This window comes from Micromonospora sp. NPDC000121 (assembly GCF_042899165.1).
Taxonomy (GTDB): domain Bacteria; phylum Actinomycetota; class Actinomycetes; order Mycobacteriales; family Micromonosporaceae; genus Micromonospora.
This window is the reverse complement of record NZ_JBIAZP010000001.1, coordinates 461,785-475,291: the sequence shown is the minus strand read 5'-3', so window position 1 is coordinate 475,291 and position 13,507 is coordinate 461,785. Positions and strand designations below refer to the sequence as shown.

The 13,507-nt window shown below is 73.3% G+C and carries 16 protein-coding genes; 5 read left to right on the top strand and 11 right to left on the bottom strand.

Annotated features, from left to right (window positions below; translation table 11 throughout):
* Positions 1-25: 25 nt before the first annotated feature.
* Complete coding sequence (locus ACFY23_RS02335) at positions 26-1,378, bottom strand: benzoate/H(+) symporter BenE family transporter (RefSeq protein ID WP_350679112.1); 1,353 nt, start codon at positions 1,376-1,378, stop codon at positions 26-28.
* Positions 1,379-1,524: 146 nt separating this feature from the next.
* Between ACFY23_RS02335 and ACFY23_RS02330 the strand changes: the two genes are divergently transcribed.
* Entirely contained in the window at positions 1,525-1,992 is a 468-nt protein-coding gene (locus tag ACFY23_RS02330; RefSeq protein WP_350679188.1) for a helix-turn-helix domain-containing protein, read from the top strand.
* Between the two features lie 24 nt (positions 1,993-2,016).
* Here the strand turns inward: ACFY23_RS02330 and ACFY23_RS02325 are convergent, their stop codons facing one another.
* Positions 2,017-3,171 (bottom strand): LuxR family transcriptional regulator, encoded by a 1,155-nt coding sequence (locus tag ACFY23_RS02325; RefSeq protein ID WP_350679110.1) that lies wholly within the window; start codon positions 3,169-3,171, stop codon positions 2,017-2,019.
* Positions 3,172-3,233: 62 nt separating this feature from the next.
* Between ACFY23_RS02325 and ACFY23_RS02320 the strand changes: the two genes are divergently transcribed.
* The 3 genes from ACFY23_RS02320 to ACFY23_RS02310 all read left to right on the top strand — a co-directional run bounded on the left by ACFY23_RS02320 (position 3,234) and on the right by ACFY23_RS02310 (position 6,073).
* Complete coding sequence (locus ACFY23_RS02320; protein WP_350679108.1) at positions 3,234-3,953, top strand: PP2C family serine/threonine-protein phosphatase; 720 nt, start codon at positions 3,234-3,236, stop codon at positions 3,951-3,953.
* A 135-nt stretch (positions 3,954-4,088) separates the two neighbouring features.
* Positions 4,089-5,288 carry a GNAT family N-acetyltransferase gene (gene eis / locus ACFY23_RS02315; RefSeq protein ID WP_350679106.1) on the top strand — a complete coding sequence of 400 codons (1,200 nt, stop codon included), beginning with the start codon at positions 4,089-4,091 and terminating at the stop codon, positions 5,286-5,288.
* Between the two features lie 35 nt (positions 5,289-5,323).
* Positions 5,324-6,073, top strand: coding sequence for a ZIP family zinc transporter (locus tag ACFY23_RS02310; RefSeq protein WP_350679104.1), 750 nt, complete (start codon positions 5,324-5,326; stop codon positions 6,071-6,073).
* Positions 6,074-6,083: 10 nt separating this feature from the next.
* Here ACFY23_RS02310 and ACFY23_RS02305 read toward each other — a convergent pair whose 3' ends face one another.
* From ACFY23_RS02305 to ACFY23_RS02285, 5 genes are all read right to left on the bottom strand, one after another.
* Complete coding sequence (locus ACFY23_RS02305; RefSeq protein WP_350679102.1) at positions 6,084-7,166, bottom strand: NAD-dependent epimerase/dehydratase family protein; 1,083 nt, start codon at positions 7,164-7,166, stop codon at positions 6,084-6,086.
* Positions 7,167-7,236: 70 nt separating this feature from the next.
* On the bottom strand, positions 7,237-7,539 hold the full coding sequence (locus tag ACFY23_RS02300) for a hypothetical protein (protein ID WP_350679100.1): 303 nt from the start codon (positions 7,537-7,539) through the stop codon (positions 7,237-7,239).
* 133 nt (positions 7,540-7,672) lie between these two features.
* Positions 7,673-8,161 carry an anthrone oxygenase family protein gene (locus tag ACFY23_RS02295; protein WP_350679098.1) on the bottom strand — a complete coding sequence of 163 codons (489 nt, stop codon included), beginning with the start codon at positions 8,159-8,161 and terminating at the stop codon, positions 7,673-7,675.
* A 154-nt stretch (positions 8,162-8,315) separates the two neighbouring features.
* Entirely contained in the window at positions 8,316-8,579 is a 264-nt protein-coding gene (locus ACFY23_RS02290; protein WP_350679096.1) for a flavin reductase, read from the bottom strand.
* Positions 8,573-8,833, bottom strand: coding sequence for a hypothetical protein (locus ACFY23_RS02285; RefSeq protein WP_350679094.1), 261 nt, complete (start codon positions 8,831-8,833; stop codon positions 8,573-8,575). Before ACFY23_RS02285 ends, ACFY23_RS02290 begins: the two co-directional genes overlap by 7 nt.
* Positions 8,834-9,083: 250 nt before the next feature.
* Between ACFY23_RS02285 and ACFY23_RS02280 the strand changes: the two genes are divergently transcribed.
* The gene (locus tag ACFY23_RS02280; RefSeq protein ID WP_350679092.1) at positions 9,084-10,280 is read left to right on the top strand and encodes a tyrosine-type recombinase/integrase; all 1,197 of its coding nucleotides are present in this window, start codon (positions 9,084-9,086) and stop codon (positions 10,278-10,280) included.
* Positions 10,281-10,914: 634 nt separating this feature from the next.
* Here ACFY23_RS02280 and ACFY23_RS02275 read toward each other — a convergent pair.
* The 4 genes from ACFY23_RS02275 to ACFY23_RS02260 are packed head-to-tail and all read right to left on the bottom strand — an operon-like array spanning position 10,915 to position 13,215.
* Complete coding sequence (locus ACFY23_RS02275; RefSeq protein WP_350818917.1) at positions 10,915-11,679, bottom strand: ABC transporter permease; 765 nt, start codon at positions 11,677-11,679, stop codon at positions 10,915-10,917.
* Positions 11,676-12,488 carry an ATP-binding cassette domain-containing protein gene (locus tag ACFY23_RS02270; RefSeq protein WP_350818919.1) on the bottom strand — a complete coding sequence of 271 codons (813 nt, stop codon included), beginning with the start codon at positions 12,486-12,488 and terminating at the stop codon, positions 11,676-11,678. Before ACFY23_RS02270 ends, ACFY23_RS02275 begins: the two co-directional genes overlap by 4 nt.
* A complete protein-coding gene (locus ACFY23_RS02265; RefSeq protein WP_350681866.1) occupies positions 12,485-12,871 on the bottom strand; it encodes a DUF1048 domain-containing protein in 387 nt (128 codons plus the stop codon). The genes ACFY23_RS02270 and ACFY23_RS02265 overlap by 4 nt, the downstream gene beginning before the upstream one ends.
* Positions 12,868-13,215, bottom strand: a complete 348-nt coding sequence (locus tag ACFY23_RS02260; RefSeq protein WP_350681864.1) for a PadR family transcriptional regulator — start codon at positions 13,213-13,215, stop codon at positions 12,868-12,870. Before ACFY23_RS02260 ends, ACFY23_RS02265 begins: the two co-directional genes overlap by 4 nt.
* Between the last annotated feature and the right edge of the window lie 292 nt (positions 13,216-13,507).

The window sequence follows — 13,507 nt, the reverse complement described above, 5'->3', positions numbered from 1 at the left end:
ATTCAGCTCGACAGCGCCTGGCGGATCAGCCCCCGCCGACCCGACCGAGCCTCGGCGACGAGGTGGCCGTGGGGGTATCCGGACCGACTGGAGCCGGGTGGAGCGGCGCGGACGCGGGCACGCCGGGCGGCGGGACCGGCACCACCGAGGGCACACCCGGCACCGCCGAGGACGCACCCGGCACCGCCGAAGGCGGGGCGGACGACGCGGCGTGGGCCGGGGCCTCCGCGTGACGGCGGAAGAGCAGCAGCATCAGCCCGCCGGCGACCAGGCCCCAGAACGCGCCGCCCACGCCGAGCAGGGTCACCCCGGAGGCGGTGACCACGAACGTGACCACCGCGGCCTCCCGCGCCGCCGGCTCGGCCAGCGCCGAGGTGAGCGCGGTGGCCAGCGCGCCGAGCAGCGCCAGCCCGGCGACCGCCTCGATCAGTACCGGCGGGGCGAGCGCGATCAACGCGGTGGCCGCCCCGGTGCCCAGGCCGAGCAGGGCCAGCCCCGTGCCGGCGGTGACCGAGGCGATCCAGCGCCGGTCGGGGTCGGGGTGGGCGTCCGGGCCGGCGGCCAGCGCGGCGGTGATGGCCGCGAGGTTGACCGCGTGCCCACCGGCGGGCGCGGCGGCCATGCTGGTCAGCCCGGTCGCCCGCAGCGCGGCCCCGAACGGCGGCCGGTAGCCGTAGCCGACCAGCACCGCCATCCCGGGCACGTTCTGCGCGGCCATGGTGACCAGGAAGAGCGGCAGCGCCAGGCCGACCAGGGCGGAGACACTCCAGGCCGGCGCGGTCAGCTCCACGGCGGGCAGCAGCCGCGCGCCGCCGAGGCCGGCGACCGGGGCGGTTGACGCGATCGCCGCCACCGCCACGACCAACGCGCCCGGCACCGCCCAGCGGCGCGCGAACCGGTGCAGCAGCAGCCAGGCCAGCACCACGGGCGCGGCCAGCTCGGGCACCTCGACCAGCGCGCGGACCGGGGCCGTGCACAGCGGCAGCAGGACGCCGGCCAGCATGGCGCCCGCGATCGGCCGGGGGATCGCCGCGACGGCCCGACCGAGCGCCGGAAACAGCCCGGCGGCCACGATCAGCACGCCCGAGACGAGGAACGCCCCGACGGCGACGGGCCACCCGCCGGGCACCGGGCCGGTGGCGACCAGCAGCGCCGCGCCCGGAGTGGACCAGGCGACGCTCATCGGGATCCGGTGCCGCAGGCCCAACCAGACGGCGGAGATCCCGGACGCGACGCAGACCGCGAGCAGCCCGGAGGCGGCCTGCGCGTCGGTGGCGCCGACGGCCCGCAGGCCGGCCAGCACCACGGTGAACGAGCTGGCGAAGCCCACCAGCGCGGTCACCACGCCCGCCAGCAACGGTTGCGTCCGTCCCGCCATCTCCACCCCGATCGTTCCGTTTACGGAACAGGAACGTGTAGCACGATAGCGGGGTGCCGCACCCGTCACCAGCCCGCCCACCGCACCCCGATCCGGGCGCCGACGCCGTCGGCCGCCGGGTACGCGCGCTGCGCGAGGAACGGGGGATGTCCCTGTCGACCCTCGCCCGGCTGGCCGGGGTGGGGAAGGCGACCCTCTCCGGATTGGAGAACGGCACCCGCAACCCGACCCTGGAGACGCTCTACGCGATCACGGCGCAGCTCGGCGTGCCGCTGACCGCCGTGCTCTCGGGCCCGGCCGCCGGACCGACCGTCCGCGGCGCGGCGGTCACCGCCATCCTGCTGGAGGTCTTCGAGGACACCGACGCCACCTACGAGCTGTACCGGATGCTGGTCGCGCCCGGCCCGGAGCAGCTCTCCCCCGCGCACCAGCCGGGCGTCACCGAGCACGTCACCGTCTTCGCGGGCGTGCTGCGCGCCGGCCCGGTCGACGCGCCGCTGACGGCCGCCGCCGGCGAGCATCTGCGCTGGACGTCGGACGTGCCGCACGTGTACGCCGCCGTCGGCGACGAGGAGGTCGCCGCCAGTCTCCTGCTCCGCTATCCCCGCCGCTGACCCCGCAACGCCGACGGCGCCGGCTCAGCCGTCGACCGGCGTCGGCACCGGCAACCGCCGCTGCACCGCCCAGATCGCCGCCTCGGTACGCGACGCCGACCCGGTCTTGCGCAGCAGGTTGGACACGTGCACGGTGACCGTCCGCACCGAGATGCCGAGCGCCCGCGCGGCCTGCTTGTTGGACATCCCGGCGACCAGGCAGCCCAGCACCTCGATCTCCCGCCCGGTCAGCTCGGCGTCGGCCGGGTCGGCCGGCCGTGGCGCCACCGCCGCCGGCGATCGTGCCGCCGCCGTGGACCGGGCCGCCGTCGACCGGGCCGCCGTCGACCGGGCCGCCGTCGACCGGGCCGCCGGGGACCGGGCCGCCGTGGACCGGGCCGCCGGCGGCTGCGCGAGGCGGGACGGCGGCGGCGGGCGGAGCAACGCCTCGGGCCCCTGCCCGGCGTGCGCGGCGAGCAGTTCGGTCAGCGCGTACGGGTTGCCGCCGGTGCGCCGCCAGACCGCGTGCGCCAGGCGACCGGACGGGCGCGGTTCGGCGTACACCTGGGCCAGGACCTCGGCGACCTCGGCCGGGAGCAGCGGTCCGAGGTGTTGGCGGACGGCGCCCCGGACGCCGCAGAGCCGGGCCAGCGCGCGGACCGCGAGGTCCGGCGCGACCGCGTCGGCGGCGGGGCGGGTGGCCACGACCAGCAGCGCCGGCAGGTCGGCGGCGGTGGCCAGCTCGCCGACCAGGTTCAGGCTGGCCGGGTCGAGGGCGTGCAGGTCCTCCACCACCAGCACGGCCGGGCCGGAACCGACCAGCAGCCGGACGACCCGCACCGCGAGCCGGAGCAGGGTGCCCGGCGCGTAGCGCTCGCGCGGCGCGGTGGGCTGCTGGGCGAGCCAGGCCAGCGCGTCGGGCGGCAGGTCGAGCGCGCTCGTGTCCCGACCGGTGAGAACGGCGGCCAGCCAGTCGTACGGGGCGGGGCTGTGCACCCGGGCGGCGCCGGAGAGCACCGCCGCCGGGCGCGGGGCGAAGGCGTCCAGGGCGGCCGCGACCAGCAGCGACTTGCCCACCCCGGCCTCGCCGGTGATCACCGCGACGGCCGGCGCGGCGCGCCGGGAATCGGCCACGGTGGACCACGCCCGGTCGAGCTCGGCCAGCTCACCGGCGCGCCCGACCATGGACACCGGCATCATTCCCACACCCTACGCAGTAGTGCGTAGAGACGGCGGCAGGGTGTTCTTGGCAAGCTTGTCCCATGACGCTGATCCTCCGCTCGGCCATCCTGAACGACATCGGCCTGGTCCGCACCAACAACGAGGACTCCGCCCTCGCCGGTGACCGCCTCGTCGCGGTGGCGGACGGCATGGGCGGCCTGCCCGCGGGCGAGGTGGCGAGCGAGATCGTCATCCGCATCCTCGACGAGCTGAGCCCGCCGACCACCCCCGACGAGGCCGCCGACGCGCTGCGGGCCGTGGTGAGCACCGCCAACCGGCGCATCCACGCCGCCATCACCGTCGACCCGGCCCGCGACGGCATGGGTACGACGCTCACCGCCGCCCTGCTCGCCGGGGACGCGCTGGTGCTGGCCCAGGTCGGCGACTCCCGCTGCTACCTGCTGCGCGACGGGCAGCTCACCCAGCTCACCCGGGACGACACCTTCGTCCAGGCGTTGGTGGACCAGGGGGCGCTCTCGCCCGAGCAGGCACGCCACCACCCGCAGCGGTCGCTGGTGACCCGGGCGGTGCAGGGCGCGGACGCGCCGCCCGCGATCGGAGTGCTGACCGTGGTCCCCGGCGACCGGCTGCTGCTGTGCAGCGACGGCCTGTCCGACTACGTCGAGGACGCCACGATCGCCGCGGCGCTGAGCACGTACGCCGACCGCCAGCAGTGCGGCGAGCAGCTCGTCAAGCTCGCCCACCAGGCCGGCGCGCCGGACAACGTCACCGTCGTGGTCTCCGACGTCACCGCCGTCTGACGCGATCCCGTCCCCGCTGCGCCGCCGTCGGCACCTGCGCCACCTGCCGCTCGACTGGCCGCCACGGGCGCGTACGGGGCGACCGTCACGGCGATTGCGGTTGCGCGGACCGGGAAGCCGGGTTGGGATTGGCGGATGACCATCCGCCGGGTGCGCTCCGAGAAGCGCCTGACGACCAGCTTCCCGCTCCAGGCGTACGCGTTCGAGACGTCGCCGTCCAGCGCGCGCCGGACCGAGGAGTACCGCGACTACCTGCCCTACAACGAGGGCAACCGGACGCTGGTCGTGGAGGCCGACGGCGCGACGGTGGCCGCCGCCTCGGCGGTGCCCATGCGGCAGAACCTGCGCGGCACGGTGCTGCCGATGGCCGGCGTCGCCGGGGTGACCACCCACCCGCTGGCCCGCCGGCAGGGACACGTCCGGGCCCTGCTGCACCAGTTGCTCGACGAGATGCGCGACGAGGGGCATGCGCTGACCGCGCTCTGGCCGTTCCGGTCGTCGTTCTACGCCCGGTTCGGCTACGTCGGGCTGCCGAAGGCCCGCACGGCCACCTTCTCGCCGGCCGACCTCGGCGAGCTGGTCCGCGCCGACCTGCCGGGCGAGGTGGGCTGGGAGCGGATCGGCACGGGCTACCCCACCTGGCGCGAGTTCACCGAGCGCTGCCTGCGCGAGCGGCACGGCTTCGCGATCTTCCCCGACTACCGGGACGTGGGGCTGCGCGACCGCGACGAGCGGTGGCTGCTCACCGCCCGCGTCGGCGGGACGGTCACGGGCGCGGTGACCTACCGGATCGACGACCACGGCGGGACGCTGGCCGCCGACGACCTGCTCGTCACCGACCCGGTGGCCCGCGCGCTGCTGTTGCGGTTCTTCGCTCAGCACGTCGACCAGGTGGAGCGGGTGAGCGTGCAGATCCCCGCCGACGAGGTGCCGGAGCTGTGGCTGACCGACCTGGCCGTGCACGTCGAGGCGCGGGTGGCCCGGCCGGGCTCGTCGGCGCCGATGGCCCGGCTGCTCTCGGTGGACGCGCTGTCCGGGCTGCCCACCGGGCCGGGCCGGGTGCGCGTCGAGCTGACCGGCGACCGTTGGCTGGCCGGGTCGTACCTGCTGGACGGCACGACCGGGGCGCTGGAACTGGTCACCGGCGCCGCCGCCACCGCCGGGAAGCCGCCCACCGCCACGCTCACCGCCGCCGGGATCTCCGCCCTGGCGTACGGGGTGCTCGACCCGGTGGAGGTGGGCCTGCGGGGGCTGGGCGAGGTGCCGGCGGACGCGGCGGCGGAGCTGCGCCGCCTCTTCCCGCGCCACCTGCCGTACCTGTTCGCCGACTTCTGATCCCGGTTCCTGGGCGCCGACGGGTACGGTCCGACATGCCGGAGTGGTTGCAGGCGGGTGGGTGGGGGCTGCTGGCCGGGTCCGCCCTGGTGCTCGGCGCGGCCGTCGGCTGGTTCGCCCGGGTGCCGCAGCGGGTCATCGCGTCGGTCATGGCGTTCGGCGCGGGGGTGCTGCTCTCCGCCGTCTCGTTCGAGCTGATCGCGGAGGCGCACGAGACGGGCGGCCTGCTGCCCACGACGCTCGGCGCGGCCGGCGGCGCGCTGGTCTACACCCTGGCGAACGTGGCGCTCGCCCGCTGGGGCGCGCGGCACCGCAAGCGCTCCGGCGACCGGCAGCCCTCCGAGGTCGAGCGGCCCGGCTCGGGCTCCGCGATCGCGGTCGGCGCGCTGCTGGACGGCGTACCCGAATCGGTGGTGATCGGGGCCAGCCTGCTGGCCGGCGGGCCGGTCAGCCTGGCCACCGTGGTCGCGGTCTTCCTCAGCAACGTGCCGGAGGGCTTGTCCAGCGCGGCTGGCATGCGCCGGGCCGGCCGCTCCCGGCGGTACGTCTTCGCGCTCTGGTCGGCGATCGCCCTGGTCAGCGGCGTGGCGGCGGTGGCGGGCTTCACGCTGCTCGGCGACGCCCCGCCGGCGGCGCTCGCGGCGCTGACCGCGCTGGCGGCCGGCGCCATCCTGGCGATGATCACCGACACCATGGTCCCGGAGGCGTTCGAGAACGCCCACCTGCTGGTCGGCCTCGTCACCGTGGCCGGCTTCCTGACCGCCTTCGCCCTCTCCCGCCCCTGACCCGACCCGCTCAGTACGGGTTGCCGTGGCCGGCGGGACGGCCGCGCAGCAGGGCGGCCGGCCGCCCGGGGCGGTTGCCGGCGGCGGACATCGGCGGGCTGGCGGTGTGCGCGCGGTCGGCCATCCCGGCGAAGAGTTCCTTGAGTGCGCTGAGCGCGTCGTGCCGCGGCTGCCAGCCCAACTCCGTCTCGGCGCGCTCGCTCGACATCAGCGGCGCGTTCAGGGCCAGCTCCACCCAGCCGGCGTCGATCGGTTGCAGCCGCGCCCGCCAGGTGAGCGCGGCGGCGGCGCGCAGCACCGGGGCGGCCACGGGCACCGTCCAGCCGTGGAAGTGCCGGGCCACCAGTTCCGGGGTCAGCACCGGGTCCGCGGCGAGGTTGAACGGGCCGCGCGCGTCACCCAGGACCGCCCGGGCGTACGCGTCGGCGACGTCGTCGGTGTGCACCGCCTGCATCCGCAGCCGCCGGTGCGTCGGCACCAGCGGGATACGGCCGAAGCGGAGCAGCCGGACCGGCGCGAACGGGCCCAGGAAGTAGCGGGCGATCTCGGTCGCCGCCGCCCGCTGGAAGTTCAGGCCGGGCCGCATCCGCACCACGCGCAGCCCCGGGTGCTCCCGCTCGGCCCGGTCGAGCAGCGCCTCCACCTCGGCCTTGTCCCGGCTGTACGACGAGCCGGGCACCCCGGTCGCCGGCCAGCGCTCGGAGACCGGGTGGTCCTTCGGGCCGGAGGCGTACGTGCCGACCGACGAGGCGACCACCAGGGCCGGCACGTGCGCGCGGACCACGGCGTCGATCACCGCCGCGCTGCCGCCGACGTTGGTCCGCCGCAGCACCCGCTGGTCGTGGCTGGGCTGGATCTGCCAGGCCAGGTGCACCACCGCGTCGGCCCCGGCGAAGACCTCGGCGAGCTGGTCGGCCGCGCCCGGCAGCCCGACGTCGCACGAATGCCACTCCACCTGGTCGTACGGCTCACCGGCCTCCGGCCCCGGCAGCCGGCGCACCACCCCGGCGAGGTCCACTCCGCGTTCCCGGCGCAGCCGGCGCAACAGGGCGGTGCCGGCGTTGCCGGTCGCGCCCACCACCACGATCCGCATGCCCGACCCCGTACCCGGTCAGCCGCGCGCCAATCGCCGGGACCGGCGGCCGTCAGGAGCGGGACGGCCATCAGGGGCGGGGCGCGTGGCGCACCCAGCTCTTCTTCTCGTCCCGGCGCCGACCGTCCGAGGCGGCCAGGCAGCGCGGGCAGATCCGGCCGACCGGGTCCGCCTCGGTGAGCACGTCCGTCGACCGGTAGTCGAACCGCACGTGCGGGAAGCGGCGCAGCCGGGTCCGGCTGAGCGGGAGCCCGCAGACGGTCTGGTTCTGGCCCGGCAGCCAGGCGTGCACCTCGCCGGCCGGCTCCCGTACGCCGTCCGGGCCGGTCTCCTCACCGGAGGCCGCGGCGGCCGGGGTGCTGCTCATCCTCATGCGGGCACGGTTCCCCCGCGCCGCCCCGCCCATGCCTGCCGCCCCGGCGCTCCGCCCAGAGGCGCGGGCGGCTCGGCCCACGGTGGCCGGTGCGTGGCAAAGCGGTCAGCCGCGCCGGGGCAGAGGCGGGCGGTCAGCGGCGAGTCAGCAGGGCGCCGACCAGGCAGGCGAAGGCGACCACCGAGGAGACCGTGCGGACCATGTTCCAGCGCACCCAGGCCGCCTCGAACCAGGCCCGCACCTCGGCCAGGTCGCCGATCCGGTCCACCGGGCCGGCGGCCTCCAGTCGGTCGTTCAGCGGCACGTTGAACCGCATGGTGACGACGAAGGTGACCAGGTAGCAGGCCAGCGCGGCGACGGTCCAGAGCAGGGCCGGGCCGCCCCGGGTCAGGTGCAGGGCGGCGGCCAGGGCGAGCAGCAGCAGCGCGCCGAGGAAGGCGGTCAGGAACCAGCCGTTGAGGATCTTCCGGTTGATCGACTGCATGGTGCCGATCAGCGTCCGGTCGTCGGTCGCGCCCAGACCCGGCATGACCGAGCAGGTGTACGCGAAGAACAGCCCCGCCACCAGCCCGGTGGTCAGGGTCGCCCCGGCCAGGGCGGCGGTGCGGATCGTCTCGGACATCGATGTTCCTCCCCCGGTCGGTATGTCCCCGCCAGTCAACCCGGGGGGTGATCCTGCCGGCCATGGTCGGACCGCTCGACCCGATAAGCGAGCGTCCACCGCCCGGCGAGGGGACCGCCCGGGCCGGCCCACGGGAAGACCGGCCCGGGCGGGATCAGGGGGCGGCCTGCCCGCGCGGGCGGGCCCAGCCGGTGAAACGCTCGGCCAGGTCGACACACGACCGCTCGCCGTCCAGCCCCGCGAGCTGCCCGGCCGCCTCGGCCTGAAGGGTGGCGAGGTAGACCAGCAGCGCGGCCCGGTCGGTGCGGTACGCGCCGAGCAGCCGCAGCTTCGCCGCCGAGCAGGGCCAGGCGATCCCGCAGGCCGCGCAGCGCCAGGTCGGCCGGGACGGCAGGTGGTCGCGGCGGCGGGTCACCACGCCGGCACCGTGACGACGGTCGCCCGGTCGACCCGGACGAAGGCGTACCGCTCGCGTGGCCGGAACGTGCCGTCCGGGGCCAGCTCCCGGCCACGCAACTCGACCCACTCCGCGCCCTGGAACGGGCCCCGGCTGAGGATCTCGGTGACGTACAGCGTGAGGGGCCCGGTGCCGAACCGGTAGGCGTCCTCCGGCACGCGGATGACCTCACCCGTCACGATCGCGCCCTCCCGGCGCGGCCCGTCGCCCGTCACGCCTGCCTCCCGTCCGTCGCCCTGCCGTCGGAGCCTGGCCCTGCCGTCGGGGCCTGTCCGTCTACCTGTCCCTCAGGCCTGGCTGTCGACCTGTCCGTCGGACTGTCGTCGGCCTGCCCCTGGTCGGAAGGGGGCCGCCGACGGATGCTCGCCCGGGGCGGCCCCCGCGAAGACCGCCCCCGGCCAGTGCTCCACGAGCAGCCCTCGCTTCGCCGGCGACGACCCGGCTGTCGCGGCAGAGATCGCCGACATGCTCCTCGCCGTCACCTCCGGTGCCCCGCTACCAGACCGCGACACCATCGCTCGGCGGGTCCGTGCCGGGCTGCCCGCGACCGTCACGACCACCGTCGGCGAGTACCTGCACTCGTGGCTGGCGTCCCGCCGCAATCTGCGCAGCATCCAACCCAACACCCTGCTGGCCTACGAGTCACACATCCGCACCCACCTGGTCCCGCACCTCGGCGCCATCCCCCTGGTGAAACTGCGGGTGGAGCACATCGAGGCGATGTTTACCGCCATCGCCGACCGCAACACCGCCATCGAGATCGCCCGACAAAGCGACAAGCCCTGGATCCGCGCCACCGTCCGTGGCCAGCGCACCACCAGCCCGGCCAGCATGCACCGCATCCGCGCCACCCTGCGTAAGGCACTCAACGACGCCATCCGCCGCGGCAACAACCGGCTCATCGACTTCAACCCCGCAGCCCACATCGAACTGCCCTCCGGAGCACGCCCCAAAGCCCGGGTGTGGACCGCCAACGCCGTCCAGCGCTGGCGCGAGACCGGTGAGCGGCCCAGCCCCGTCATGGTGTGGACCCCGCAGCAGGCCGGCGCGTTCCTCGACCACGCCGAGGAACACGACATCGCCCTCTACCCGCTGTTCACGCTGATCCTGCACCGGGGTCTGCGCCGAGGTGAGGCCGTCGGACTCACCGACACCGCCGTCGACCTCGACAACTCCCTGATCAGCGTCACCCAACAGATCGCCACCCACGGCTACACACCCGTGATCAAAAAGGTCAAGTCCGAGTCCGGCAACCGGATCATGGCCCTGGCCAGCGTCACCCATACCATCCTGCGCGCCCACCACACCCGCCGCGCCCAGTGGAAACTCGCCTGCGGCGCCGCATGGCCCGACACCGGCCTGTTCTTCGTCCAACCCGACGGGCGGCCCTGGCACCCCAACACCGTCACCGACCGATTCGAAGCCCTCGTCCGCGACGCCGGACTACCCCCGATCCGGCTGCACGACCTCCGGCACTGCGCCGCCACCTACCTCAAAGCAGCCGGCGCCGACCTCAAAGACATCCAGGAACTCCTCGGCCACTCCTCCATCGCCATGACCGACGTCTACACCTCCGTCATCGCCGAACTCGACGTCGAACGCGCCAAAGCCGAAGCCGCCGCCAAACTCCTCCCCCGCCGCCGACGCCGCCCAGCCGCGTAGACGATCACCGCTCACAGGGTCGGGCGGTCAGCTGCGGCTGCCGCCCGGCCTACGCCACCGCCTCCCGCTCGGCGCCACCGCAGGACAGCACCATTAGCGGGCCTGCCCGGTTACACAACCACGCCCAAGGTCGATGGGATGTCGAAGCAGCCGACTGGTGGTGATCAAGAAGTCGGTGATCGTAGGCCGCCCGGCGGGACGTCGATGCCGACAGCCGCTGGCCCCACGGGTATCGCCGCCGAAAGGCGCCCGGGCTCGTCGTGCCAGGCAACCGGAGGACGGCGGTACGCCGGACGGTATGTGCTGGTCCCGCCGGAGCTGTGGTGGACCGGGTGGGGCAGAACCCGATCCGCATTCCCGCAGCTCATGGGCCGATCGTGACGCTACCAGCCGTACGCCGACGCATGCCCTGACCAGCTCACCGCTGGTCATCCGCCGCAGCGCCGCCCGACGGATCCGATCCACGAACAGCATCGGTGCTGCGGCACCGGTTGCTCGACCACCACCCGGATATCCGCCTCGTGGTTCAAAGCGGGAGGTTTCCGCTCAGACTGTGCCGCGCGCAGGGTGGCAGACCTGCGCAGAAGACAGCGCCGTATCCATGCGGATGCGGCGCTGTCTTTCTTGCGATCGGCTAGCTGATCTTCTTGCGATAGATCGCTGTCGCGGCGGCGTAGGCGGCTACGAGCAGGCCGGCGCACCAGGCGAGGGCGATCCAGATGTCGTTGCCGACGGGCTGCTGCGCGAACAGCGCGCGGAGGGTGTTCACGATGGACGTTACCGGCTGGTTCTCGGCGAACCACGCGACCGGGCCCGGCATCGAGTCGGTGGGGACGAACGCCGAGCTGATGAAGGGCAGGAAGATCAGCGGGTAGCTGAAGGCGCTCGCGCCGTCGACGGTCTTGGCGGAGAGGCCCGCTATCACGGCGATCCAGGTGAGGGCGAGGGTGAACAGGATCAGGATGCCGGCGACGGCGAGCCAGTCGGCTACGGATGCGTCGGTGCGGAACCCCATGATCAGCGCGACGCCTGTGACGATCACGAGCGAGGCCAGGTTGGCGACGAGTGAGGTCAGGACATGCGCCCAGAGCACGGAGGGTCGTGGGATCGGCATCGACTGGAAGCGCTCGAAGATGCCGCCCTGCATGTCGAGGAACAGGCGGTACGCCGTGTAGGCGATGCCGGAGGCGATGGTGATGAGCAGGATGCCCGGGAGCATGTAGTTGATGTACGACTCGTCGGACCCGGTGTTGATGGCCCCGCCCAGCACGTACACGAAAAGCAGCATCAGCGCGACCGGGGTGACCGCTGTGGTGATGATGGTGTCCGGGCTGCGGAGGATGTGACGCAGCGAGCGGCCAGTGAGGGTACCGGTGTCGCTGAGGACGTGGGCGGTCATCGGGACTCCTCTCCTGCGGAGATGGCTGCCTTGTCGGCGGTGTCGCTGGTGTCGCCAACGAGGGCGAGGAAGACGTCCTCGAGGGTCGGCTGCTTCTCGACGTACTCGACCTTGGCGGACGGGAGGAGCTGCTTCAGCTCGGCGAGAGTGCCGTTCTGGATGATCGTGCCCTTGTGCAGGATCGCGATCCGGTCGGCGAGTTGCTCGGCCTCGTCGAGGTACTGGGTGGTCAGCAGGATGGTCGTGCCATCCTTGGCGAGCTGCTTCACCGTCTGCCAGACCTCGATGCGGGCCTGCGGGTCGAGGCCGGTGGTCGGCTCGTCGAGGAATACGACCGGCGGGTTGCCGACAAGGCTCATCGCGATGTCCAGCCGCCGGCGCATGCCGCCCGAGTACGTCGCCGCCCGGCGATTCCCGGCATCAGTGAGCGAGAAACGGGCGAGCATGTCGTCGGCGATCGCACCCGGGTTCTTCAGGTGGCGAAGCTTCGCGACTAGGACCAGATTCTCCCGGCCGGTGAGCACTTCGTCGACTGCGGCGAACTGCCCGGTCAGGCTGATCGACTTGCGTACCTCGCCCGGGGCCGAGGAGACGTCGAAGCCGTGGACGGTCGCGGTGCCGGTGTTCGCCTTCAGCAACGTCGACAGGATCCGCACCAGCGTGGTCTTTCCGGCGCCGTTGGAGCCGAGCAGAGCGAAGATGCTCCCGGCTGCCACGTCGAAGTCGACGCCCCGCAGCACGTGCAGGTCCTTGTAGGACTTGGTGATGGCCCGCACCCTGATCGCGGGTTCGCGCGTCTCGGTGGTCATGCGCTCTTCTCCTCGCCGTCGTCGCCGGCGGCGGCGTCGATCGCCTTTCGGAGGCGCGCGCGTTCCTTGTCTATCCACTGCTTGCCGGAGTACGCCAGCAGGAACGTCTCGGCGAACTCGACCGGGTCGCCGCCAACGATCGCGCGGATCGGCGTTCCATCGGCGACCGCACGCTCCCAGAGGTCGACGAAGTCGCCGAGCATCGTGATGAGCGTGTCGCCGTCGAGGATCCCTCCGTGGTACATGAAGTACCGCTGAAGAGCCTTGGCCGCGCTGCGATAGGGCTCCGGCAGGGCCTCGATGCGGGCCATGTGGTGCTTGTACTGCTTCTTCTGCTCAAACGACCCGACGAGCATCTCGATCCACTTCGCGGCCACCCTCATGCTCCTTCTTTGTCTTGGTTGTCGTTGTGGTGGAGTTGCTCGATGCGTTCCGCGAGAACGCTCCACGTCCTCCAGAACTCGGCGAGTTGGTCTCGCCCCTTCGCGTTGAGCGAATACACCTTCCGCGGGGGCCCCTTCTCGGAGGGAACCTTCTCCACGTCCACGAATCCGCGCTGCTCGACGCGGACGAGCAGCGCGTAGATCGTGCCTTCCGCGATGTCCGAGAATCCGCGGTCGCGCAGCCACGCGGTGATCTCGTAGCCGTATGCGGATCTGCGGGCCAGAATCGCCAGGACGATGCCTTCGAGCGTCCCCTTCAGCATCTCTGTCATCTGGTTGCCCATGCCACCATCTCCTCGCTACCAAGCAACACTGACTACCGGTAGACGGTAACACTAGGTACCGGTAGATAGCAACGCTGAATACCGAGGGATCTCAGAACGCGCCACTCGGCGCCGGAGTCCACACCCTGCTGGTCCGGACGCGCTACGAGGCTGGGGTGGACGAGGTGATCAACAGCGCCGGAACGATCGCGGACGGTCCGGGCACGTGAACCCTCATCGTCACGAGCTGTTCCTCGAAATCGGGCCCAGGCCGCCAGGATTCTGGGCTTCTCGCGTGATCGTCGGTTACGCC